Here is a 21,617-nt window from a genome sequence, read left to right as displayed (position 1 = left end):
CCGTGCCGGCCAGGGTCAGGGCACCGGCGGCGGTGAGGGCCGCGCGGGGTGTGATCCGGCCCGAGGGGATCGGCCGGTGCGGGCGGTCGACGGCGTCCTCGTCGCGGTCGGCCCAGTCGTTGAGCGCCATGCCGGCCTCGTACAGGCAGAGGGAGGCTCCCATCGCCAGGGCCGTGGAGCGGTCGGGGCGCCGGCCGGTGGCCGCGGCGCCCACGAGGGCGTCACCGGGGACGGTGAACAGTGCGGAGATCCGCAGGAGTTCGGCCCAGTCGCGCGCCGTCACCGGTCACCCCGGAGCCGCTCGCCGAAGGCCAGCAGCGCCTGGTACTGCGCGGAGAGCGCGGCCGGTCCGCCGTCCGGGTCCTTGAAGTAGAAGCCGAGTTCGGTCCGGGGGCCGGTCAGGCCCACCTCGTGGGCGCGGGCCAGCAGCCGGGCCAGGTCGAGGACCAGGGGCGCGGCCAGCGCGGAGTCACAGCCCTGCCAGGTGGTCTGGAGCACCATGCGGGTTCCGAGGAACCCGTCGAAGGCGATGTGGTCCCAGGCGGTCTTCCAGTCGCCGAGTGCCGGGACGTCGTCGATGTGGACCTCGCCCTCGGGGGCGGCGCCCAGCGTGTCGGCGAGGACGCGTTCCTTGCCCGCGTTCTTCGCCGCGGCCGCGGCCGGGTCGGCGAGCGCGGCCCCGTCGCCGCCGCCCAGCAGGTTGGTCCCGGACCAGGCCCGTACGGGCAGGGCGCGCTGGACGAACATCGGGGCGAGCACGGAACGCAGCAGGGTCTGGCCCGTCTTGCCGTCGCGGCCGGCGTGCGGCAGACGGGAAGCGGCGACGGCGTCCCGGAGGGCGGGTGCGCCCAGGCCGGTGGAGGGGGTGAAGTTCACGTACGGGCAGCCGGCCCGGAGCGCGGCGGCCGCGTAGAGCGAGCTGGCGGGCAGCCGTACGGCGTCGGGGGCGGGCGCGGGCTCGGTGGAGGAGACGTTGACGACGACGGTCCTGGCCAGGTGGTTGCGACGGGTGAAGTCCATGAGGTCGGCGGCGAACGCGGCGATGAGTTCCCCGTCGGTGCGGGTGTCGCCGGGCAGCGGTCCGCCGATGCGTATCTCCGCTTCGGCGGCGCCGAGTTCGGCCTGCACGGCCGGGGGGAGACCGTGCGGGAGCACTCCCCCCGCGGCCAGTGCCTCGGCCCGTTTGGGGAGGGGGCTGTCCAGGATGTCGTGGCCGCCGAAGACGAGGGAGCCGAGGGGTGGCAGGCCGCTGTCGGCGAAGGGAGCGGTCTCGGTGACCATGCCGACCGCGGGGTGGAGTCCCGCCGCGACCGCCGCGCACCCCGCTGTGGCGGTGGTGGCGACGGAGCCGTGTGCTCCGATGAACCAGACTCCGGTACGAACGGCGGTTGCTGACACGTGCTGCCTCCCTGGCTGGGGGTCCTGGCTGGGCCGGTCCGGTGGCGCTGTACGGAGGGGGCGGCGGGCGGTCCTGCGGGCGCGCCCGCCGCCGGTGGGGGCCGCCCTACGCCGGGGGCAGTTCCTTCAGCTGGATGTCGCGGAAGGACACCTGGTCGTCGGCCCCGTGGTTCTGGAGGCCGATGTAGCCGTCCTTGAGGCTGCGGACCGGGTCGGTGTTGGTGAAGTCGTTGATCTTCACGCCGTTGAGGAAGACCTGGAGCCGTTCACCGCGCACCTTGATCTCGTAGCTGTTCCACTGGCCGGGCGGCCTCAGCACCCGGTCGCGTGCCTTGATGTCGGCCGCTTTGAAGGTGTAGACGGAGCCGGTGGTGCGGTCGACGGCGTCGGAGGCGTCGATCTGGACCTCGTAGCCGTTGTTCACCGCGGACCAGGGGTCGTCGGACTCCGGGAAGCCGACGAAGACACCGGAGTTGTCGTCGCCCGCCAGCTTCCAGTCGAGCTTCAGGGAGTACGACGTCAGCTCCTTGGCCTGGTAGTTCAGCAGACCCATGCCGCCTTCGGAGCGCAGTTCGCCGTCGACCACGTCGAACTTTCCGGGGCCTGCCTGCTTCCAGCCTTCGAGCGTCTTGCCGTTGAAGATCGACCGGTAGCCGGTGCTGGGCTTGCAGTCGCCCTTGACCTGGCCGGCGGCGTACCGCATCCCGCCCAGGAGGAGCTTCCGGAAGTCCGCGTCGGCGTACGACTCCTTGGTGTGGCCGAGGCCCGTGTAGAAGGAGCGGCCTCCCTCGTAGGTCTGGCACCAGGTGATCGGGTGGTCGCCCTTCATGGTGCCGCCGGTGTAGGTGGTCTCGTCGAGCGTGGCGAGGACCTTGACCTTGTCGCGCGGGTTGGTGCGGTAGTTGTACAGCTCGTCGGTCCGCTGCCAGTCGTCGCCCAGGTGGGCGGTGGCCGGGTGCTTGTGGTCCTCGACGCGGACGGTGACGGGCTGGATGGCGGGGTGGCCGGAGAAGTAGGCGCCGACGAGTCCGCCGTAGAACGCCCAGTCGTACTCGGTGTCGGCGGCGGCGTGGACGCCCAGGTAGCCGCCGCCGGTCCTGATGTAGTTCTCGAAGGCCTTCTGCTGGTCGGCGTTGAGGACGTCACCGGTCGTCGACATGAAGACGACGGCGTCGTAGCGGGCCAGGTTGGCGGTGGTGAACTGGCCCGCCTCCTCGGTGGCGTCGACGGTGATGTTGCTGTCCTTGCCGAGTTCCTTCAGCGCGGCGATGCCCTCCGGGATCGCGTCGTGGCGGAAGCCGGCGGTCTTGGAGAAGACCAGGACGCGCTTGGCGGTCCTGTCGGGCGGGGTGTGGGAGAGCTCGAAGGCGTCGACGTCGTAGAGCGCGCCCTGGCCGCCCTTGAACACCAGGAAGAGTTCGGTGGCCTTCTTCGGGGCGCCGCGCAGGGGGACGTCGATGTCCTGGAAGGTCTCCCAGCCGCCGGTCACCGGCACCGGTGCGGAGCCGAGGATCTTTCCGGTCGGCGAGCCGGTGCGCACTTCGAGGAATCCGCCCGCGCCGCCGGAGGAGATCCGGGCGGTGAGCTTGGTGGAGTCGCCGAGGATGTACGGCTTGAAGGAGATCCAGTCGTCGTTGTCGATGTCGCCGACGGTCTTGCCGCCTTCGGCGTTCGCCTTGTCGTAGGTCTTGATGCCGGACGAGTCGGAGAAGTGCTCGGCCTGGCGGTGGCGCGGCTGGAGCTGCGCCTGGTCGTGACCGGTCAGTGCGGCCTGGCCGCCGCCTCCGCCGTCGGTGTACGAGGCGTCGATGACGCCGAAGATGTTGGCGTTGGGGTCGTGCCCGCCGTCCATCTCGGTCTTGATGGTGCCGGTGCAGCCGTGCTCCGAGGTGATGGGGTGGCCGTGGCTGTCGTGGCCGAGGACGAAGCGGACCTCGACCTTGGAGCAGTCGATCGTGCCGTCCTCGGGATCGGTGACGGTCACCTTGAAGGGAATGGCGTCACCGAAGGTGAAGAGCTGGCCGTCGCCCGGGAGTTCCAGCTTCACCGAGGGTGCCGTGTTGCCGACGGTCACATGCACGCTGGCCGATCCGGTGCGGCCCGTGGGGTCCTTGGCGGTGACGGTGGCGGTGTAGGTGCCGTTCTTCTTGTACGTGTACGTGGGGTTCGCCGCCGTGGACGTTCCTCCGTCGCCGAAGTCCCAGGCGTACGTGAGGGTGTCGCCGTCGCCGTCGGTGGTGCCGGCGGAGGAGAACCGCACCCTCAGGGGCGCGGTGCCCGAGGTCTTGTCGGACGTTGCCTCGGCGATCGGGGAGCGTCCTCCGGTGGCGTTCTCGATGCGGTAGAGCGCGGAGTTCTCGTCGCCGCCGAACCAGGAGAGGCCGTAGTCCAGGACGTACAGCGCCCCGTCGGGTCCGAAGGCCATGTCCATGATCTGGGTACCGGCCCAGGGGACGTCGTTGATGGACTCGACCTTGCCGTCGGCGTCCTGCTCGATCCGCTTGATCCACTGGCGGCCGAACTCACCGGCGAAGAAGTCCCCGTCGTACGCCTCGGGGAACTTCACGGGCGAGTCGAGGTCCGCGTCGTAGTGGTAGACCGGTCCGCCCATCGGGGACTCCGAGCCGGAGCCGAACTCCGGCACGGACCCGCCGTCGTACGGGATCCAGGCGGCCTGGGCCGGGGGCAGGTCGACCAGGCCGGTGTTGTGCGGCGAGGTGTTCTTCGGGGCGGCGCAGTCGAAGGCCGCGCCGGAGGTCCTGGTGGCGAAGTCGTAGTCCATGTACGGGTCGTTCGCACCGGTGCAATAGGGCCAGCCGAAGTTGCCGGCCTTCGTGACCCGGGCGAACTCGACCTGCCCCGCGGGCCCCCGCTTGGGGTCGGCCGCGCCGGCGTCCGGCCCGTAGTCGCCCACGTAGACGATGCCGGTGGCCTTGTCGACGGAGAAGCGGAACGGGTTGCGGAAGCCCATCGCGTAGATCTCGGGACGGGTCCTGTCCGTCCCCGGCGCGAAGAGGTTGCCGTCCGGGATGGTGTACGAGCCGTCGTCCGCGACCTTGATGCGGAGGATCTTGCCGCGCAGGTCGTTGCTGTTGCCCGCGGAGCGGCGGGCGTCGAACGCCGGGTTGCGGTCCGGGCGTTCGTCGATGGGCGTGAAGCCGTCGGAGGCGAAGGGGTTGGTGTCGTCGCCGGTCGACAGGTACAGGTTGCCGTCGGCGTCGAAGTCGATGTCCCCGCCGACGTGGCAGCACATCCCACGCGACGTCCGGACGTCGAGGACCTTCTTCTCGCTGCCGAGATCCAGCGTGCCGTCCTCGTTGAGGACGAAGCGGGAGAGCCGGTTGACCCCGTCGAAGGGGGCGAAGTCGGCGGCGGTGCCGGTCTCGGGCGCGTCGCCCGCCGGAGTGTCCAGCGGAGGTGCGTAGTAGAGGTAGATCGCCCGGTTCTCGCTGAACTCCGGGTCGACGCCTATCCCCTGGAGGCCTTCCTCGTCGTGCGAGTAGACCGGGATGACGCCGGAGACCTTGGTGTTGCCCGCACTGTCGGTGATGCGCAGCTCGCCGCTGCGCGAGGTGTGCAGCACGCTGCGGTCGGGGAGCACGGCCAGCGACATGGGCTCGCCGGTCTCGGCGGCCCCCTTGGCCAGGGTGACCTGCTGGAAGTCCTCGGCGGCCGGCGCGGGCGCGGGCTCCTCGTGGGCGGCGGCGGTGCCCGAGGCGGTGCTCAGGCCGAGCGTGGCGGCGGCCAGCAGACCACCGGTGAACAGGGCGAGGGATTTTCGGATGCGGCGCCTGGTGCGGCTGCCGCTGCGGGGTGTGTGCACGTGTCCTCCGGAGGTTGCCGGTTGTGCGGGCGGTGGTGCCGTGCCGTTCGCGCGGGGACTGCCGCGCAGGTCAGCCAGGCGTCCGTGCGACGCCGGTGACAGGGAAATGACGCTGGCTTATGTCAGGGCCATGCCAGAACGGTAGGCCCGTTCGTCCAGGACGGAAAGCCCTCGCGGTCAGAGTGGCCGGACTTTTTCCCGGGACAGGACAAAGCGGGATGAGGGCAGGGCGGAGCGGCCCGGCGGCGCACGGGGACCGCCGGGCACGGGTCGAGCCCATCAGATGCCTGGGGAGCCGGAATCCGGGGGCAGCACCCCGGAAGGGCTCAGTCGCTCCCCCCGAACGCCGCGTCGAAGGACGCGCTCGGCGGGTCGAAGTCGTACCGCTTCAGCGATGCCAGCGCCTCCGGGGCGCCCGCCAGCCGGTCCATGCCCGCGTCCTCCCACTCCACCGACACGGGGCCCTCGTAGCCGATGGACCGCAGCATCCGGAACACGTCCTCCCAGGGCACGTCCCCGTGGCCGGCCGAGACGAAGTCCCAGCCCCGGCGGGGGTCGCCCCAGGGCAGATGGGAGCCGAGGCGGCCGTTGCGGCCGTCGAGACGCTTGCGGGCCTCCTTGCAGTCCACGTGGTAGATCCGGTCCCGGAAGTCGTACAGGAAGCCGACCGGGTCCAGGTCCTGCCAGACGAAGTGGCTCGGGTCGAAGTTCAGGCCGAAGGCCGGCCGGTGATCCACCGCCTCCAGGGCGCGGTGGGTGGTCCAGTAGTCGTAGGCGATCTCGCTGGGGTGCACCTCGTGGGCGAAGCGCACGCCCTCCGCGTCGAAGACGTCCAGGACCGGGTTCCAGCGCTCCGCGAAGTCCTCGTAGCCGCGCTCGATCATGTGCGGCGGGACCGGCGGGAACATCGCGACCAGGTGCCAGATGGAGGAGCCGGTGAAGCCGATGACGGTGTCCACGCCGAAGGCGGCGGCCGCCCGCGCGGTGTTCTTGATCTCCTCGGCGGCCCGCCGGCGCACCCCCTCCGGCTCGCCGTCGCCCCAGATGCGGGCGGGCAGGATGCCCTGGTGGCGTTCGTCGATGGGGTGGTCGCAGACGGCCTGGCCCACCAGGTGGTTGGAGACCGCCCAGCACTTCAGGCCGTACTTGTCGAGCAGGGCCCGGCGGCCGTCCAGGTAGGCCGGGTCGGCGAGGGCCTTGTCCACCTCGAAGTGGTCGCCCCAGCAGGCGAGTTCGAGGCCGTCGTAGCCGAAGTCGCGGGCGTGCCGGCAGACCTCCTCCAGCGGGAGGTCGGCCCACTGGCCGGTGAAGAGGGTGAAGGGACGGGGCATGGGACGGGACCTCCTACGGGGTTACGGGGGTGAGGGCGGAGTTCTTCGCGGCGCTCTCCTCCACCGCGGCCAGCACCCGCTGCACGTGCAGGCCGTCCGCGAACGTCGGTACGTCCGGGGCGCCTCCGGCGATGGCGCACACCACGTCCCGGGCCTGGTGGACGAAGGTGTGCTCGTAGCCGAGGGGGTGGCCCGGCGGCCACCACGCCTCCAGGTACGGGTGCTCGGGCTCGGTGACGAGGACGCGCCGGAAGCCGGCCGTGGCCGCGGGTTCGGTGTGGTCGTGGAAGGACAGTTCGTTGAGGCGTTCCAGGTCGAAGGCGAGCGAGCCGCGCTCCCCGTTGATCTCCAGGCGCAGGGCGTTCTTGCGGCCGGCCGCCATCCGGGTCACCTCGAAGGACGCCAGGGCGCCGGAGGCGAGCCGGCCGGTGAAGACGGCGGCGTCGTCCACGGTGACCGGGCCGGTGTCCCCGGCCGCCGCCCCGCCGCCGAGTCCCCCGGACGGACCGGCGGGCCGGGGGCGTTCGCGTACGAAGGTCTCGGTCAGCGCCGACACCGCGGCCAGCGGCTCTCCCGCGAGGTACTGGGCGAGGTCCACCACGTGGGCCCCGAGGTCGCCGAGCGCGCCGGAGCCCGCGCGGTCCTTGTCGAGGCGCCAGGTGAGCGGGGACGCGGGGTCGGTCAGCCAGTCCTGGAGGTAGACGGCGCGCACGTGGCGCAGGGTGCCGAGGCGGCCCTCCGCGATGAGCCGGCGGGCGTGGGCGAGTGCGGGCACCCGGCGGTAGTTGAAGCCGACGAAGGCGGACCGGCCCCGGGCGGCGGCGCGCCCGGCCGCCGCCGCCATGGCCTCCGCCTCGGCCACGGTGTTGGCGAGCGGCTTCTCGCAGAGGACGTGCTTGCCGGCCTCCAGGGCGGCGACGGCGATCTCCGCGTGGCTGTCGCCGGGGGTGCAGATGTCGACCAGCTGCACGTCGTCGCGGGCGATCAGGGCGCGCCAGTCGGTCTCGGCGGCGGCCCAGCCGTGCCGGTCCGCCGCTGCCTGGACCGCGGTGCGGTCCCGTCCGCAGACCGCGGCGAGGACCGGCCGCATCGGCAGGTCGAAGACGTGTCCCGCGGTACGCCACCCCTGGGAGTGGGCGGCTCCCATGAACGCGTATCCCACCATGCCGATGCCAAGCGTCGGCGGCGCTGCCGTCTCCTGCGTCTGATCCCTCTGGGCCATCCGGGGCTTCCTCCTCGTCGGTGGTGCGGCACGTACGGTCGCGGGGCGGGTCAGTTGAAGCCCGTCGGCAGGTACTGGTCGACGTTGTCCTTGGTGACGACGGCGGAGTACAGGGTGAGGCTGGTGGGGATCTCCAGCTCGGAGAGGCCGGGGACGCCCTTCGACTGGCCGAGGGCGCGGGCCAGGTCGATGGCGGACGCGGCCATGGTCGGCGGGTAGAGGACGGTGGCCTTCAGGACGCTGTCGCCGGCCTTGATGGCGTCCATGGCGGACTTGGCCCCGGCGCCTCCGACCATCAGGAACTCGTCGCGGCCGGCCTGCTTGATCGCGCGCAGGGCGCCGACGCCCTGGTCGTCGTCGTGGTTCCACAGGGCGTCGAACTTCTTCTGCGCCTGGAGGAGCTGCGCCATCTTCGCCTGGCCCGACTCCACGGTGAAATCGGCCGCCTGACGGGCCACCAGTTCGATGTTGGGGTAGTTCTTCAGCGCGTCGGCGAATCCCTTGCTGCGCTGCTTGGTGAGCTCCAGGTTGTCGATCCCGGCGAGCTCGACCACCTTGGCGTTCTTCTTGTCCTTGAGCTGTTCGCCGATGTAGGTGCCGGCGTTGAGGCCCATGCCGTAGTTGTCCCCGCCGATCCAGCAGCGGTACGCCTGCGGCGATGCGAAGACCCGGTCCAGGTTGATGACGGGGATGCCCGCGCGCATGGCTTCCAGGCCGACCTGGGTGAGCGCCTTGCCGTCGGCGGGCAGGATGACCAGGACGTCGACCTTCTTGTTGATGAGCGTCTTGACCTGGCCGATCTGGGCGGCGGTGTCGTTGGACCCCTCGGTGGTCTCCAGGGTGACTTCGGAGTACTTCTTCGCGCGCGACCTGGCGTTCTCGTTGATGGCGTTGAGCCAGCCGTGGTCGGCCTGGGGTCCGGCGAAGCCGATGGTGACGGGCTTGCCCGGCTTGTCGTCGGCGGCGGGCGCCCCGCTCTGCGCGGGCGCGTCCTTCTCCTTGGGATCGTTGCTGGTGCAGGCGGTGAGGAAGGCGCCGGCGGAGACGGCTGCGGTGCCGAACAGGAGCCCTCTGCGACTGGTTTGCGGCATGGCTGTGGAACCCTTCATCCGGTGGGTGGGTGCGGGGGGTGAGCGGGCCGGGGCGGGTCAGGTCTCGGTACGGGCGGTGCGGCTCTGGACGAGGACCGCGGCGACGATGATCGCGCCCTTGGCGATCTGCTGGACGTCGCTCTGGAGGTTGTTGAGCGCGAAGATGTTGGTGATCGTGGTGAAGATCAGGACGCCGAGGACGGAGCCGGTGATCGTGCCGCGTCCGCCGCTGAGGAGGGTGCCGCCGATGATCGCGGCGGCGATGGCGTCGAGTTCGTAGAGGTTGCCGGCGGTGTTCTGGCCGGAGCCGGACAGGATGATCAGCATGAAGGCCGCGATGCCGCAGCACAGCCCGGACAGCAGGTAGAGGTAGAGCCGCTGCCTGCGGACGTCGATGCCGGCGAGCCGGGCGGCTTCGGCGTTGCCGCCGATGGCGAGGGTGCGGCGGCCGAAGGTCGTACGGTTCAGCAGCAGCCAGCCGGCGGCGGTGACCGCGGCGAAGATCAGGACGAGCGGCGGGACGCCCAGGACGTAGGAGTCCGGGAGCCCCAGGTCCAGGACCGCGTCGACGGTGACGATCTGGGTCTTGCCGTCGGTGATCATGAGGGCGACCCCGCGCGCCGAGGCGAGCATCGCCAGCGTCGCGATGAACGGCACCACCCTCCCGTACGCGATGAGCACCCCGTTGACCAGTCCGGCGCCGAGGCCGACGAGGACGGCGGTGAACAGGATGCCCGCGAGCCCGTACTCCTGGGTGGCGAGGGTGCTCGCCCAGACGGAGGCCAGGGCGACCATGGCGCCGACCGAGAGGTCGATGCCGCCCGAGGTGATGACGAAGGTCACGCCGACGGTGACGACCCCGATCACCGACGCCTGGGTCAGGACGAGTTGGAGGTTTCCGGTGTCCAGGAAGGCGTCGGGCTCGGTGAATCCGCCGACGGCGACGAGCACGGCGAGGATGCCGAGCAGGGACAGGGTGTGCAGGTCCAGGCGCGGCCCGGGGGTGCGCCTGGGGCCGGGCTTCTTCGGGGTCACGGGGGCGGGGCCCTGGTCCGGCCCGCTCTGCCGCGCCGTGGGAACGGGGTGGGTCATGACGTCGGGCTCCCTTCCATCACGAGGTCGAGTACGCGGTGCTCGTCCAGCTCCGTGGCGTCGGCGGTGTGCACGACGCGTCCCTCGCGCAGGACGAGCACCCGGTCGGCGAGGCCCAGGACTTCGGGCACTTCGCTGGAGACGAGCAGTACGGCCAGCCCTTCGTCGGCCAGCCGGCGGATCACGGCGTAGAGCTCGGCGCGGGCGCCGACGTCCACGCCGCGGGTAGGTTCGTCCAGCAGCAGGACCCGGCAGCCGCGCAGCAGCCAGCGGGCCAGCACCGCCTTCTGCTGGTTGCCGCCGGAGAGGGTGCGGACGGGGGTGTCCGGGTTGTCGGGGTGCAGCGACAGGGTCCGGGTGGCCTCGCTCGCCGCCCTGCGCTCCGCGACGCGGTCCAGCCAGCCGGCCCTGGAGTAACGGGACATGGTGGACACCGAGACGTTGCGGGTGACGGATTCGAGCATCAGCAGGGCCTGGGCCTTGCGCTCCTCGGGGGCCAGGCCGATGCCGGCGGCGACGGCGGAGCGCACGCTCCCGGGCCGCAGCACCTTCCCGTCGACGGTGACCCGTCCGGCGGTGGCCCGGCGGGCGCCGTAGACCGTCTCCAGGATCTCGGAGCGGCCGGACCCGACGAGCCCGGCGAGGCCGACGATCTCGCCCGGCCTGACCTCCAGGTCGACCGGGGCGAACTCACCGTCCCTGGCCAGCCCTTCGACGGTGATCACGGGGGCGGCATCGGCGCGTCCGGCGGGCGGCGGGGTGCGGGGCGGGAAGACGTACTCCACCTTGCGGCCCGTCATCAGGGCCACGATGTCGTGCGTCGGGGTGGTCTCGGCGGGCAGCCCGGAGGCGACGGCCCGGCCGTCCTTGAGCACCGTCACCCGGTCGCCGATGCGGCGGATCTCCTCCAGGCGGTGCGAGATGTAGACGACGGCGACGCCCTCGGCGGTGAGCGAGGCGATGATCCGGAAGAGGTTGCCGACCTCGTCGGGGTCGAGCGCGGCGGACGGCTCGTCCATCACGATGAGCCGTACGTCGTGCGAGAGCGCGCGGGCCATGGAGACGATCTGCTGCTGGGCCGCGGAGAGTGCACCGACCGGGCGGGCCGGGTCGATCTCCGGGTGGCCGAGCCGGGCCAGCAGGGCCGCCGCCTCGGCGCGGGCGCGGCGGGAGCGGACGACGAAGCCGGCGCTGGTTAACTCGTGGCCCAGAAAGACGTTCTCGGCGACCGACAGGCCCCGGACCAGGTCGAGTTCCTGGTAGATCGTGGCGATGCCGAGGCGCATCGCGGCGAGCGGCGACCTGAGTTCGACGGGTGCGCCGCGCCAGGTGATCTCGCCTTCGTCGGGCTGGTGGGCGCCGGCCAGGACCTTGATGAGGGTGGACTTGCCGGCCCCGTTCTGACCGAGGAGGCAGTGCACTTCGCCGGCCTGGACCTCCAGGTCGACGCCGTCGAGGGCGCGGACACCGGGGAAGGACTTGGTGATGCCGGACATGGTGAGCAGCGGTGGTTGCGGAGCCATGACGAATCCCCTCGGCGGACGAGGCGTGGGTGTGTGCGGCTGCCGGCCGTTCGGGCGGGCCGGGCGGGTCAGACGGGTGAGAAGAGGTGGTCGCTGATGAGCCGGGCCGCGCCGGTGACTCCGGCGGCGGGTCCCAGCTCGCCCAGGACGATCGGTAGGTTGCCGGTGGCCAGCGGCAGGGAGCGCCGGTAGACCTGGGCCCGGACGGCGGCCAGCAGGGTGTAGCCGAGTCCGGTCACCCCGCCGCCGATCACCACCAGGGCGGGGTTGAAGAAGCTGACGAGGCCCGCGATGACCTGGCCGACGCGGTTGCCGCCCTCGCGGATCAGGACGAGCGAGGCGGCGTCCCCGGCGGCCGCGGCGGCGGCCACGTCCGCGGCGGTGAGCCGGCCGGAGGCCGCCAGGCGGGCCGCGAGTTCCTCGGACCGTCCGGCGCGGGCCGCGTCCTCGGCGTCCCGGGCGAGCGCGGCGCCGCTGAAGTGGGCTTCCAGGCAGCCCTTGTTGCCGCAGGCGCAGAGCCGGCCGCCGGGTTCGACCTGGATGTGCCCGATGTCGCCGGCGCTGCCCGTCGCGCCCCGGTGGACGGTGCCGCCGACGACGATGCCGCAGCCGATGCCGGTACCGATCTTGACGCAGAGGAAGTCGCCCACGGAACGGGCCACGCCCGCCTGCTGCTCCCCCAGGGCCATCAGGTTCACGTCGTTGTCGACCATGACCGGGCAGCCCAGCTCCTGGCTGAGCGCCTCGCGGACCGGGAAGCCGTCCCAGCCGGGCATGATCGGGGGCGCGACGGGGACGCCCTCGGGGAAGCGGACCGGTCCGGGGACGCCGATCCCGGCGCCGTCGAAGCCGCCGGCGAGCCCGGAGTCCCGGAGCTTCGCCGCCATGGACAGCACCTGTTCGAAGACCGCGACGGGGCCTTCACGTACGTCCATGGGGTGGTTGAGGTGGCCCAGGACCTCCAGCTCCGCGTTGGTGACCGCCACGTCGACGGAGGTGGCGCCGATGTCGACGCCGAGGAAGCGCAGGTGCGGGGCGAGCCGGATGTTGTGCGACCGGCGCCCGCCCCGGGACGCGGCGAGCCCGTCGGCGACGACGAGTCCGGTCTCCAGCAGCCGGTCGACCTCGACGGCCAGTTTGGACCGCGAGAGGTCGACCTGATCGCCCAGTTTCGCCCGGGAGTTGGGCCCACCGTCACGCAACAGCCGGAGCAGTCGCGCCTGGTGGGCGTTCGCGGGTCGTGCCGTCATACGTCTCACGCGCCCCTCCCGCCTCGTCGGCCTGTCCGTCGGGCTTGGGAGGGGAACGTAGCAGCGGTAGCCGGGAGTGGGAAGAAGTCGCGCAGGAATCCGGCGAACTTTCTCCACTCCGAGGACAAAGGCCCGGCCCGCCCGCGGCTCACGGGCAGCTGATCACCTGTCCCGCGTAGCTGAGATTGCCGCCGAAGCCGAAGAGGAGGACCGGCGCACCGCTGGGGATCTCGCCCCGTTCGACCAGCTTGGACAGGGCCATCGGGATGGAGGCGGCGGAGGTGTTGCCGGAGTCGATCACGTCGCGCGCCACGACGGCGTTGACCGCGCCGATCTTCCGGGCGACGGGCTCGATGATCCGCAGGTTGGCCTGGTGCAGGACGACCGCGGCCAGGTCCTCCGGGGTGAGGCCCGCCTTCTCGCACACCTTGCGGGCGATGGGGGGCAGCTGGGTGGTGGCCCAGCGGTAGACCGACTGGCCCTCCTGCGCGAAGCGCGGCGGCGTCCCCTCGATGCGGACCGCGTCCCCCATGCCGGGGACCGACCCCCACAGCACCGGCCCGATGCCGGGGCGTCCGCTCTCCGCCGGGTCGGCGACGACGACGGCCGCACCGGCGCCGTCCCCCATCAGCACGCAGCTGGAACGATCCGTCCAGTCGACGATGTCGCCCATCTTGTCGGCGCCGATGACCAGGGCGCGGGTGGCGGCGCCGGCCCGCAGGGCGTGGTCGGCGGTGGCGAGGGCGTGCGTGAAGCCGGAGCACACCACGTTGATGTCCATGACCGCGGGCGCCTCCATGCCCAGGCGGGCGGCGACCCGGGCCGACATGCTGGGCGAACGGTCGATGGCGGTGGAGGTGGCGACCAGCACCAGGTCGATGTCGGACGGCTGGAGACCGGCCGAGGCGAGGGCCTTGGCGGCGGCGTGCGCGGCCAGCTCGTCCACCGGCTCGTCGGGGCCGCCGATGTGGCGGGTCCTGATGCCGACGCGGCTGGTGATCCACTCGTCACTGGTGTCGACCATGGCCGCCAGGTCGTGGTTGGTGAGCACCTTGGCGGGCTGGTAGTGGCCGAGCGCCACGACACGTGTGCCGGTCATAAACAAAGGTCCCCTCGCTCCATCTGTCAGGAACCAACCAGTCTTGGTCGCTACCGCCCGGTACGGGGGCAGGTGATCCCACAGGAATACCGGCCCGGGCTTGGAGGGCTCGACACCAAGCCGCCGGTGGCCCGGGGCCGGTCCCTCCGGTTGCGGCGCGGCGCGGGCGGTGCGGGACAATGGCAGCGTCGGGACGCACCGCCGGTGCGCCCCCAGTCCGGCACGCACAGAAAATCGGGTCCAACGGTCATGGGACGGGTCACCGAGCGCCGCCGCACCATCCGCATCCGGGCCGGGGCCGTCTCCACCCGCCCCGACACCCTCGTCGCCGAGGAGCCCCTGGAGATCCGGCTGGACGGGAAGCCGCTCGCCATCACCATGCGCACCCCGGGCGACGACTTCGCGCTGGCGGCGGGCTTCCTGGTCAGTGAGGGTGTGATCGGCGACCGAGCCGATGTGCGGTCGATCGTGTACTGCGCGGGCGCGACCGCCGACGGGGTCAACACGTACAACGTGGTGGACGTCGGGCTAGCGCCGGGCGTCGAGGTCCCCGACATCACGCTGGAGCGCAACGTCTACACCACGTCGTCCTGCGGGCTGTGCGGCAAGGCGAGCCTGGACGCCGTCCGCACCACGACCCGGCACCCCGTCGCCGACACTCCCCCGCTGCTGGTGGAGCCCGCGCTGCTGGCCGGGCTTCCGGACCGGCTGCGGGCGGCGCAGCGGGTCTTCGACCGGACCGGGGGGCTGCACGCGGCGGCGCTGTTCTCGGAGGCCGGGGAGCTGGTGGACGTACGGGAGGACGTGGGGCGGCACAACGCGGTCGACAAGCTGGTGGGCCGGGCGCTCACGGACGGACGGCTGCCGCTGTCCCGGTCGATTCTGCTGGTGTCGGGGCGGGCCTCGTTCGAGCTGGCGCAGAAGGCGGTGATGGCCGGCATACCGGTACTGGCGGCCGTCTCGGCGCCCTCCTCCCTCGCCGTCGACCTGGCGGCCGAGACCGGCCTGACCCTGGTCGGCTTCCTGCGGGGGCCCTCGATGAACGTGTACGCGGGAGAGCACCGCATCGCGCTGGACGCGGATCAGCCCACGGATACGGCCTCCGGCGACGCCGCCTCCTGAGCGTCGCGGGCGCGCCGCTTGGCGATGACCGCGCAGACCATCAGCTGCATCTGGTGGAAGAGCATCAGCGGCAGCACCGCCAGGCTCGCCTGGGCGCCGAACAGGACGCTGGCCATGGGCAGCCCGGAGGCCAGGCTCTTCTTGGACCCGGCGAACTGGATCGCGACGCGGTCCGCCCGGCCGAAGCCGAGGCGCTTCGCGCCGTGCCAGGTCACCGTGAGCATCAGCGCGAGCAGGACCGCCTCGACTCCGAGGAGCGCGCCGAGCCGGGCCGGGGTCACCTGGTGCCAGATGCCGGCGACCATGCCCTCGCTGAACGCGGTGTAGACCACGAGCAGGATCGAGCCCCGGTCGACCAGGCCGAGGACCTTGCGGTGGCGGGCGACGAAGCCCCCGATGCGGCGGCGCAGCAGCTGGCCCGCGACGAACGGCAGCAGCAGCTGGACGCCGATCTTGAGCAGGGCGTCGCCGGAGAACCCGCCCCCGCTGCCGCCGATCAGCGCGGCGGCGAGGAGCGGGGTGAGGAAGATCCCGGCGATCGAGGAGAAGGACCCCGCGCAGATCGCGGCGGGGACGTTGCCCCGGGCGATCGAGGTGAAGGCGATCGAGGACTGGATGGTCGAGGGGACGAGGCACAGGAAGAGGAAGCCGCTCTGCAACTGCGGCGACAGGACGTACGGCACCAGGCCCGCGCTCGCCAGGCCCAGCAGCGGGAAGACGACGAAGGTGCAGGCGAGAACCGTCAGGTGGAGCCGCCAGTGGCGCAGCCCGTCCAGCGCCTCGGCCGTGGACAGGCGCGCCCCGTACAGGAAGAAGAGGAGCGCGACCGCGCCCGTGGAGGCCCCGCCGGCCACCTCGGCGGCCGGGCCGGAGGCCGGCAGCAGCACCGCGAGGACGACGGTGCCGATCAGCGCCGCTATGTACGGGTCGGCCGGCAGCCAGGACGGCGGCTGCGGGATGCGGTGGCGGCTCATCTGCTCCACGTTTCTCTCGGTCGGGCCGGGTGGCCCTGGGGCGTGCCAGGGAACCATCCTGCTCGGACGCCTTCCGATCGGGAAACCCGTACACCGCTCTGACTGTCATCACGATCCGCGATAGCCTGCCGGCATGTACGACCCCGCGCAGCTGCGCACCTTCCTGGCCGTCGCCCAGACCCTTTCCTTCACCGCCGCCGCCCGCCGGCTCGGGGTGCGGCAGTCCACGGTGAGCCAGCATGTGCGGCGGCTGGAGGACGCGACCGGGCGGCAGCTGTTCGCCCGGGACACCCACCGCGTCGATCTCACGGCGGACGGTGAGGCGATGCTCGGCTTCGCCCGGACCATCCTGGAGGCGCACGAGCGGGCGTCGGCGTACTTCACCGGGACGCGGCTGCGCGGACGGCTGCGGTTCGGCGCCTCGGAGGACTTCGTGCAGACCCGGCTGCCGGAGATCCTCCAGACGTTCCGGCGCGACCATCCGGAGGTCGAGCTGGAGCTGACCGTGGAGCTGTCCGGGACCCTGCACCGGCAGCTGGAGGCGGGCCGTCTGGATCTGGTGCTGGCCAAGCGGCGGGCCGGGGACACCCACGGGCAGCTGGTCTGGCAGGACGCCCTGGTCTGGATCGGTGCTCCGGGGCTCCGGCTCGACCCGGACCGTCCGGTGCCGCTGGTCGTCTTCCCGCCGCCGGGCATCACACGGGCGCGGGCGCTCGAGGTGCTGGAGGAACAGGGCCGCTCCTGGCGAGTCGCGTGCACGAGCGGCAGCCTCAGCGGCCTGGTGGCGGCCGCCCACGCGGGGCTCGGCGTGATGGCACACACCCAGGGTCTGGTGCCGCCCGGCCTGGAACCGGTGCCGGTCCGGGCGGGACTGCCGGAGCTGGGCGCGGTGGACTTCGTGCTGCTGCACGGCAGGCGCCGGGGCGTCGCGCAGCAGGCGGCGGACGCGCTGGCGACGGCGATCCTGGCGGGCGGTGACCGGCTGATCCGCTCCGCGGGGTTCGTGGGCGTGAACCGGCATGACCCGGCCCCGTGAGGGGGAGAATGGCGGGGACGCGGCAGCCGGGGCCCGGCGGACCCGCCATACCGGGACGCAGCCGCCCGCACCGGCAGTGATCGCGGCGTACAGATTCGGTGGAGATTCCCGCCCGAGCTGCTTACTCCATGGTCAGAAGCGCGCCCGAGCCTTGCCCACTTGGCCGGATTTCGGCCCCTGACCTGTGCATATACCAAGCGGTACGGACCGCTCCGGACCCTCCCGGACCGCCGCCCGGTGGGGTAGCGTCGCGGCGCTGTGCGGAGCACCACAAGGAGCAGGTCATTGCGCGAGTTCACTGTCCCCCCCATGGCGGCCGCGCCCCTCGTGGGCGGCCTCGCCGACGTCGTGTTCGACCATGCGGACGAGGAGCCGCACCGGATCGCTCTCGGCCGGAAAGACGCGGACGGGAACTGGCAGGACGTGACGTCGGCCGCCTTCCGCGACGAGGTGCTGGCGCTGGCCAAGGGGCTGATCGCGCACGGGGTGCGGTTCGGTGACCGGGTCGCCCTGATGTCGCGTACCCGCTACGAGTGGACCCTGTTCGACTTCGCGCTGTGGGCGGTGGGCGCCCAGTCGGTGCCGGTCTACCCGACGTCCTCCGCCGAGCAGGTGCTGTGGATGCTGCACGACGCCGAGGTGTCGGCGGTGATGGTGGAGCACGAGGACCACGCGATGACGGTGGCCTCGGTCATCGACCGGCTGCCCCGGCTGAAGCGGCTGTGGCAGCTGGACGCGGGCGCGGTGGCGGAACTGGTGGAGGCGGGCGCGCACGTCGAGGACGAGGTGGTGCACCGGCACCGGCGGGCGGTGACCCCGGAGTCGGTGGCGACCGTCATCTACACCTCGGGCACCACGGGCCGTCCCAAGGGCTGCGTCCTCACGCACGCCAACTTCATGTTCGAGACGGACACCATGGCCTCGCGCTGGGAACCGGTCTTCCATTCCAGACCGGGCGACGAGGCGGTGACGCTGCTCTTCCTGCCGCTGGCGCACGTCTTCGGGCGGATGGTGGAGGTCACCGCGATCCGGGGCCGGGTCAAGCTGGGGCACCAGCCGGAGCTGTCCGCGAAGGCCCTGATGCCGGACCTGGTGTCCTTCCGGCCGACCTTCATCCTGGCGGTGCCGTACATCTTCGAGAAGGTCTTCAACGCGGCCCGGCGCAAGGCGGAGGCGGAGGGCAGGGCGGGGCCGTTCGACAAGGCCGTCGACATCGCGGTGAAGTACGCGGAGGCGATGGAGGCCCGGGCCTTCGGCACCGGCCCCGGTCCTTCGGCCGGGCTGCGGATGCAGCACCAGTTCTTCGACAAGGTCGTGTACAAGAAGGTCCGCGAGGCGATGGGCGGACGCATCCGGCACGCCATGTCGGGCGGCTCGGGCATGGAGCGCCGGCTCGGCCTGTTCTTCGCGGGCGCCGGGGTGACGGTGTACGAGGGGTACGGGCTGACCGAGACGACGGCGGCGGCCACCGCCAATCCGCCGGAGCGCACCCGGTACGGCACGGTCGGGCAGCCGATCCCCGGCAGCACGGTGCACATCGCCGAGGACGGGGAGGTGTGGGTGCACGGGAGCCATGTCTTCGGCGGGTACCTCGGTGACCCGAAGGCGACCGATTCGGTGCTCAACGACGGCTGGCTGGCCACCGGGGACCTGGGGGCGCTGGACGAGGACGGCTATCTGACGATCACCGGGCGGAAGAAGGAGATCCTGGTGACGTCCGGCGGCAAGAGCGTGTCGCCGGCCGCCCTGGAGGAGCGGGTGCGGGCGCACCCGCTGGTGGCGCAGTGCATCGTCGTCGGCAACGACCGGCCCTACGTGGCGGCGCTGGTCACCGTCGACCAGGAGGCCGTGGAGCACTGGCTGACGATGCAGGGGCGGCGCACGCTGTCGCCGGGCGAGCTGGTGCGCGACCCGGATCTGGAGATGGAGGTGCGCCGCGCGGTGGTGGCGGCGAACACCGCGGTCTCGCAGGCGGAGTCCATCCGTACGTTCCGCATCCTGGCGCACCAGTTCAGCGAGCAGCACGGGCTGCTCACCCCGTCGCTGAAGCTGAAGCGCAAGGCGATCGAGGCGGCGTACGAGGCCGAGGTGGACGCGCTGTACCGCTGAGGAGGAACGGATCGGGGCGGTCGGGAATGCGTGGGCGTCCTTGATCGTTGACCCTGGGAGTCCCACCCCTCAACGTTAGGATCCTCAGCTCGTGAGCCAGGTCCCCTCCCTCACCCTCAACAACGGCGTCGAGATGCCCCAGCTCGGGTTCGGAGTCTGGCAGGTGCCGGACGACGAGGCGACGAAGGCGGTCACCACCGCCATCGAGTCCGGGTACCGCAGCATCGACACCGCCGCGATCTACCAGAACGAGGCGGGCACGGGCAAGGCCATCGCCGCCTCCGGTGTCGCACGCGACGAGCTGTTCGTGACCACCAAGCTGTGGAACAGCGACCAGGGCTACGACTCGACGCTGCGCGCGTTCGACGCCTCGCTGGAGAAGCTGGGCCTCGACTACGTCGACCTGTACCTGATCCACTGGCCGGTGCCGGCCAAGGACGCGTACGTCGACACCTACCGGGCGTTCGAGAAGATCTACGCCGACGGCCGCGCCAAGGCCATCGGTGTGTCGAACTTCCTCCCGGAGCACCTGGAGCGGCTGCTCGGTGAGACCTCCGTGGTGCCGGTGCTCAACCAGATCGAGCTGCACCCGCAGCTCCAGCAGGCCGAGTCGCGCGCCCTGCACGCCAAGCACGGCATCCTCACCGAGGCGTGGTCGCCGCTCGGCTCCGGCAAGGGCCTCCTGGAGGTCCCGACGGTCCTCGCGGTCGCCCGCAAGCACAACCGCACGCCCGCCCAGGCGGTGCTCCGCTGGCACCTCCAGACGGGCAACGTGGTGATCCCGAAGTCCGTGACGCCGTCGCGGATCGCGGAGAACATCGACGTGTTCGACTTCGAGCTGGACGCCGACGACCTGGCCGCGTTCGCGGCGCTGGACGAGGGCAAGCGGCTCGGCCCGAACCCGGGCGAGTTCAACGCCGGCGCCTGATCGCCACGGCCGCACGGAACCGCCGCCCCGCTCTTCTTCCTGAGCGGGGCGGCGGTTCCGCTGGTGTCCGGGGACGGCTCAGGCGTCCCGCCGGCCCAGGTGGAGGGTGCGGGCCAGGAGCAGGAAGACGTCCGGGCGGCGGTACAGGGACGCCGGGTCCTCCGGGTCGAGGAGCCGGTCGAGCACGGCGTTGTCGTCGGCGCCGAGGTGGTCGCGCAGCCCTTCGCGGCGGCGGGTGAAGTCCGCGACGACCTGTTCCCGGGCCGCGTCGCCGAGGGGCGCGGGCAGGTCGAGCAGGAAGCTGCGGGTGCCCTGCGGGGCGAGTCCGGCGGCGTCGAACAGGGCCGCCCAGTTCTCGACCTCGCGCCGGGCGTCGGGCAGCTCCGCGCGCATCTCCTGGAAGAGCTCCGCCTCGGCCGCCTCCATCCGGGCCTCGATCCCGGGCCTGCCGAAGCCCAGGTCGCGCGGGAGCTGCCGGGGCTGGAGCCCGCCCTCGACCAGGGCGACGGTGCCGCCGGGGCACAGCAGCCCGCCGAACCCGGCGAGCACGGCGCGCTGGTCGCCCATGTGGTGCAGGGTGTTGCCGGCCCAGATCAGGTCGGCCTCGCCCAGGGTGGAGAGCTCTTCCGGGAGAGTGGCGTGCAGGGTGGTGACGCGGCCGTCCAGGCCGAGCCGGCGCGCCCGGTCCCGGGTGCGGTCGAGGAGGGCGGGGGTGCCGTCGACGGCGACGACCTCGGCGTCCGGGAAGACCTCGGCGAGCAGGCAGGCGACCACCCCGGGGCCGGCGCCGACGTCGAGCACCCGGCGGACCTTCGGGGCGGTGGGCAGGGCGGCGATCCAGCGGGCCGCCTCGGTGTACTGCGCGCTGCTGAGCTCGGCGTTGCGCTCCAGGAGCGGGGCCATGACGTCCCAGTCGGGTTCGGACCCGCCGTGGTGGTGCCCGTGCGCGGAGGGCTCGTGGTGCAGGCTCTGGTGGCCGTCGTGGCGGTGGCCGTGGCCGGAGTGATTGCTCATGGCACCAGGGTCGGCGCGCACCACCGTCGAGGCAAACATGCTTGCCGTTCCGGCAAGTCGCAGGGGGCGGGGGGCCCGTCACCCGCGCCGGAAGGCCAGCAGCCGGTACTCCGGGTCGGCCCGCCTGCGGTCCTGGTCCGGCAGCGCCGCAAGATTCCGGACGAGTTCGTCGGCGGCGTTCCCCGGCAGGACCAGGCGGGAGGCGTAGTAACCCCGCCGGACCCCGCGTGCCGCGCTCACCGGCGAGCGGCCCTGCCCGTGTCCGGTGAAGAACGCCTCCCCCGCCACGTCGAGGCCGCCCTCCGCCGCATGGGCGACGACCAGGTCCGTCCGGTCGGCCGGAGCCGGCGCCGACCAGGGGGCGAACACCTCGTCGATGTCGCTGCCCACGTCGTGCGCGGCGTCCTTGTCGACGGTGGTGACGAACACGCCGCCCGGCCGCAGCACCCGCGCGGCCTCCGCCACCACAGCCCGGACCGCGCCCGCTTCGCGCAGCAGATGCAGCAGCCAGACGGCGGTGACCGCGTCCACCGCCGCGTCCGGCAGGGGCAGCCGGCGGGCGTCCGCGAGCACGACGGAGCCGACGCGCTGCCGGGCGACGGCGG

At 72.2% G+C, this 21,617-nt stretch carries 17 protein-coding genes; 4 read left to right on the top strand and 13 right to left on the bottom strand.

Translation table 11 applies throughout. The annotated features are described in order from the left end of the window. From G3I41_RS04390 to G3I41_RS04345, 10 genes are all read right to left on the bottom strand, one after another. Positions 1 to 283, bottom strand: a 283-nt coding sequence (locus tag G3I41_RS04390; protein ID WP_164398984.1) for a UbiA family prenyltransferase, incomplete at its 3' end; no start/stop codon positions are given. Further along, positions 280 to 1,398, bottom strand: coding sequence for an inositol-3-phosphate synthase (locus G3I41_RS04385; protein WP_164398983.1), 1,119 nt, complete (start codon positions 1,396 to 1,398; stop codon positions 280 to 282). The genes G3I41_RS04385 and G3I41_RS04390, both read right to left, overlap by 4 nt. Positions 1,399 to 1,504: 106 nt before the next feature. Next, the gene (locus G3I41_RS04380; protein WP_164398982.1) at positions 1,505 to 5,221 is read right to left on the bottom strand and encodes a ThuA domain-containing protein; all 3,717 of its coding nucleotides are present in this window, start codon (positions 5,219 to 5,221) and stop codon (positions 1,505 to 1,507) included. A gap of 326 nt (positions 5,222 to 5,547) precedes the next feature. Further along, positions 5,548 to 6,552: a sugar phosphate isomerase/epimerase family protein gene (locus tag G3I41_RS04375; RefSeq protein WP_164398981.1), complete on the bottom strand. Its 1,005-nt coding sequence runs from the start codon at positions 6,550 to 6,552 to the stop codon at positions 5,548 to 5,550. Positions 6,553 to 6,565: 13 nt separating this feature from the next. Beyond that, the gene (locus G3I41_RS04370) at positions 6,566 to 7,774 is read right to left on the bottom strand and encodes a Gfo/Idh/MocA family oxidoreductase (protein WP_164398980.1); all 1,209 of its coding nucleotides are present in this window, start codon (positions 7,772 to 7,774) and stop codon (positions 6,566 to 6,568) included. A gap of 50 nt (positions 7,775 to 7,824) precedes the next feature. Beyond that, the gene (locus G3I41_RS04365) at positions 7,825 to 8,865 is read right to left on the bottom strand and encodes a substrate-binding domain-containing protein (protein WP_164398979.1); all 1,041 of its coding nucleotides are present in this window, start codon (positions 8,863 to 8,865) and stop codon (positions 7,825 to 7,827) included. Positions 8,866 to 8,922: 57 nt separating this feature from the next. Next, positions 8,923 to 9,957 carry an ABC transporter permease gene (locus G3I41_RS04360; RefSeq protein ID WP_164398978.1) on the bottom strand — a complete coding sequence of 345 codons (1,035 nt, stop codon included), beginning with the start codon at positions 9,955 to 9,957 and terminating at the stop codon, positions 8,923 to 8,925. Further along, positions 9,954 to 11,480, bottom strand: coding sequence for a sugar ABC transporter ATP-binding protein (locus G3I41_RS04355; RefSeq protein ID WP_164398977.1), 1,527 nt, complete (start codon positions 11,478 to 11,480; stop codon positions 9,954 to 9,956). Before G3I41_RS04355 ends, G3I41_RS04360 begins: the two co-directional genes overlap by 4 nt. Before the next feature lie 68 nt (positions 11,481 to 11,548). Further along, positions 11,549 to 12,730, bottom strand: coding sequence for an ROK family transcriptional regulator (locus tag G3I41_RS04350; RefSeq protein WP_164398976.1), 1,182 nt, complete (start codon positions 12,728 to 12,730; stop codon positions 11,549 to 11,551). A 148-nt stretch (positions 12,731 to 12,878) separates the two neighbouring features. Further along, the gene (locus tag G3I41_RS04345; RefSeq protein ID WP_164398975.1) at positions 12,879 to 13,829 is read right to left on the bottom strand and encodes a beta-ketoacyl-ACP synthase III; all 951 of its coding nucleotides are present in this window, start codon (positions 13,827 to 13,829) and stop codon (positions 12,879 to 12,881) included. 249 nt (positions 13,830 to 14,078) lie between these two features. On the opposite strand from G3I41_RS04345, the gene fdhD reads away from it, so the two are divergent. Then, positions 14,079 to 14,951: a formate dehydrogenase accessory sulfurtransferase FdhD gene (gene fdhD / locus G3I41_RS04340; protein WP_164398974.1), complete on the top strand. Its 873-nt coding sequence runs from the start codon at positions 14,079 to 14,081 to the stop codon at positions 14,949 to 14,951. Here fdhD and G3I41_RS04335 read toward each other — a convergent pair. Beyond that, entirely contained in the window at positions 14,912 to 15,925 is a 1,014-nt protein-coding gene (locus tag G3I41_RS04335) for a bile acid:sodium symporter family protein (RefSeq protein WP_203600195.1), read from the bottom strand. The genes fdhD and G3I41_RS04335 overlap by 40 nt on opposite strands. Positions 15,926 to 16,058: 133 nt before the next feature. Between G3I41_RS04335 and G3I41_RS04330 the strand changes: the two genes are divergently transcribed. From G3I41_RS04330 to G3I41_RS04320, 3 genes are all read left to right on the top strand, one after another. Next, positions 16,059 to 16,961, top strand: coding sequence for a LysR substrate-binding domain-containing protein (locus G3I41_RS04330; RefSeq protein WP_164398972.1), 903 nt, complete (start codon positions 16,059 to 16,061; stop codon positions 16,959 to 16,961). A gap of 309 nt (positions 16,962 to 17,270) precedes the next feature. Further along, positions 17,271 to 19,070, top strand: coding sequence for an AMP-dependent synthetase/ligase (locus tag G3I41_RS04325; RefSeq protein WP_164398971.1), 1,800 nt, complete (start codon positions 17,271 to 17,273; stop codon positions 19,068 to 19,070). Between the two features lie 91 nt (positions 19,071 to 19,161). Further along, positions 19,162 to 19,998 (top strand): aldo/keto reductase, encoded by an 837-nt coding sequence (locus G3I41_RS04320; RefSeq protein ID WP_164398970.1) that lies wholly within the window; start codon positions 19,162 to 19,164, stop codon positions 19,996 to 19,998. 78 nt (positions 19,999 to 20,076) lie between these two features. On the opposite strand, the gene G3I41_RS04315 is transcribed toward G3I41_RS04320, so the two are convergent. Next, positions 20,077 to 21,012 (bottom strand): class I SAM-dependent methyltransferase, encoded by a 936-nt coding sequence (locus tag G3I41_RS04315; RefSeq protein ID WP_164398969.1) that lies wholly within the window; start codon positions 21,010 to 21,012, stop codon positions 20,077 to 20,079. Between the two features lie 78 nt (positions 21,013 to 21,090). Continuing rightward, positions 21,091 to 21,617, bottom strand: a 527-nt coding sequence (locus G3I41_RS04310; protein WP_164398968.1) for a methyltransferase domain-containing protein, incomplete at its 5' end; no start/stop codon positions are given.

It is taken from the genome of Streptomyces sp. SID9727 (assembly GCF_010550605.1).
Taxonomy (GTDB): Bacteria; Actinomycetota; Actinomycetes; order Streptomycetales; family Streptomycetaceae; genus Streptomyces.
The sequence above is the reverse complement of the archived record's forward strand: the minus strand, read 5'-3'. Positions and strand labels throughout refer to the sequence as shown.

Excerpts from the sequence above, each read along its gene's own strand:
- G3I41_RS04365 (WP_164398979.1), bottom strand. The coding sequence starts at position 8,865 with ATGCCGCAAACCAGTCGCAGAGGGCTCCTGTTCGGCACCGCAGCCGTC.
- G3I41_RS04335 (WP_203600195.1), bottom strand. The coding sequence starts at position 15,925 with ATGAGCCGCCACCGCATCCCGCAGCCGCCGTCCTGGCTGCCGGCCGAC.
- G3I41_RS04350 (WP_164398976.1), bottom strand. The coding sequence starts at position 12,730 with ATGACGGCACGACCCGCGAACGCCCACCAGGCGCGACTGCTCCGGCTG.
- G3I41_RS04355 (WP_164398977.1), bottom strand. The coding sequence starts at position 11,480 with ATGGCTCCGCAACCACCGCTGCTCACCATGTCCGGCATCACCAAGTCC.
- G3I41_RS04330 (WP_164398972.1), top strand. The coding sequence starts at position 16,059 with ATGTACGACCCCGCGCAGCTGCGCACCTTCCTGGCCGTCGCCCAGACC.
- fdhD (WP_164398974.1), top strand. The coding sequence starts at position 14,079 with ATGGGACGGGTCACCGAGCGCCGCCGCACCATCCGCATCCGGGCCGGG.
- G3I41_RS04325 (WP_164398971.1), top strand. The coding sequence starts at position 17,271 with ATGGCGGCCGCGCCCCTCGTGGGCGGCCTCGCCGACGTCGTGTTCGAC.
- G3I41_RS04315 (WP_164398969.1), bottom strand. The coding sequence starts at position 21,012 with ATGAGCAATCACTCCGGCCACGGCCACCGCCACGACGGCCACCAGAGC.
- G3I41_RS04375 (WP_164398981.1), bottom strand. The coding sequence starts at position 6,552 with ATGCCCCGTCCCTTCACCCTCTTCACCGGCCAGTGGGCCGACCTCCCG.
- G3I41_RS04345 (WP_164398975.1), bottom strand. The coding sequence starts at position 13,829 with ATGACCGGCACACGTGTCGTGGCGCTCGGCCACTACCAGCCCGCCAAG.
- G3I41_RS04370 (WP_164398980.1), bottom strand. The coding sequence starts at position 7,774 with ATGGCCCAGAGGGATCAGACGCAGGAGACGGCAGCGCCGCCGACGCTT.
- G3I41_RS04360 (WP_164398978.1), bottom strand. The coding sequence starts at position 9,957 with ATGACCCACCCCGTTCCCACGGCGCGGCAGAGCGGGCCGGACCAGGGC.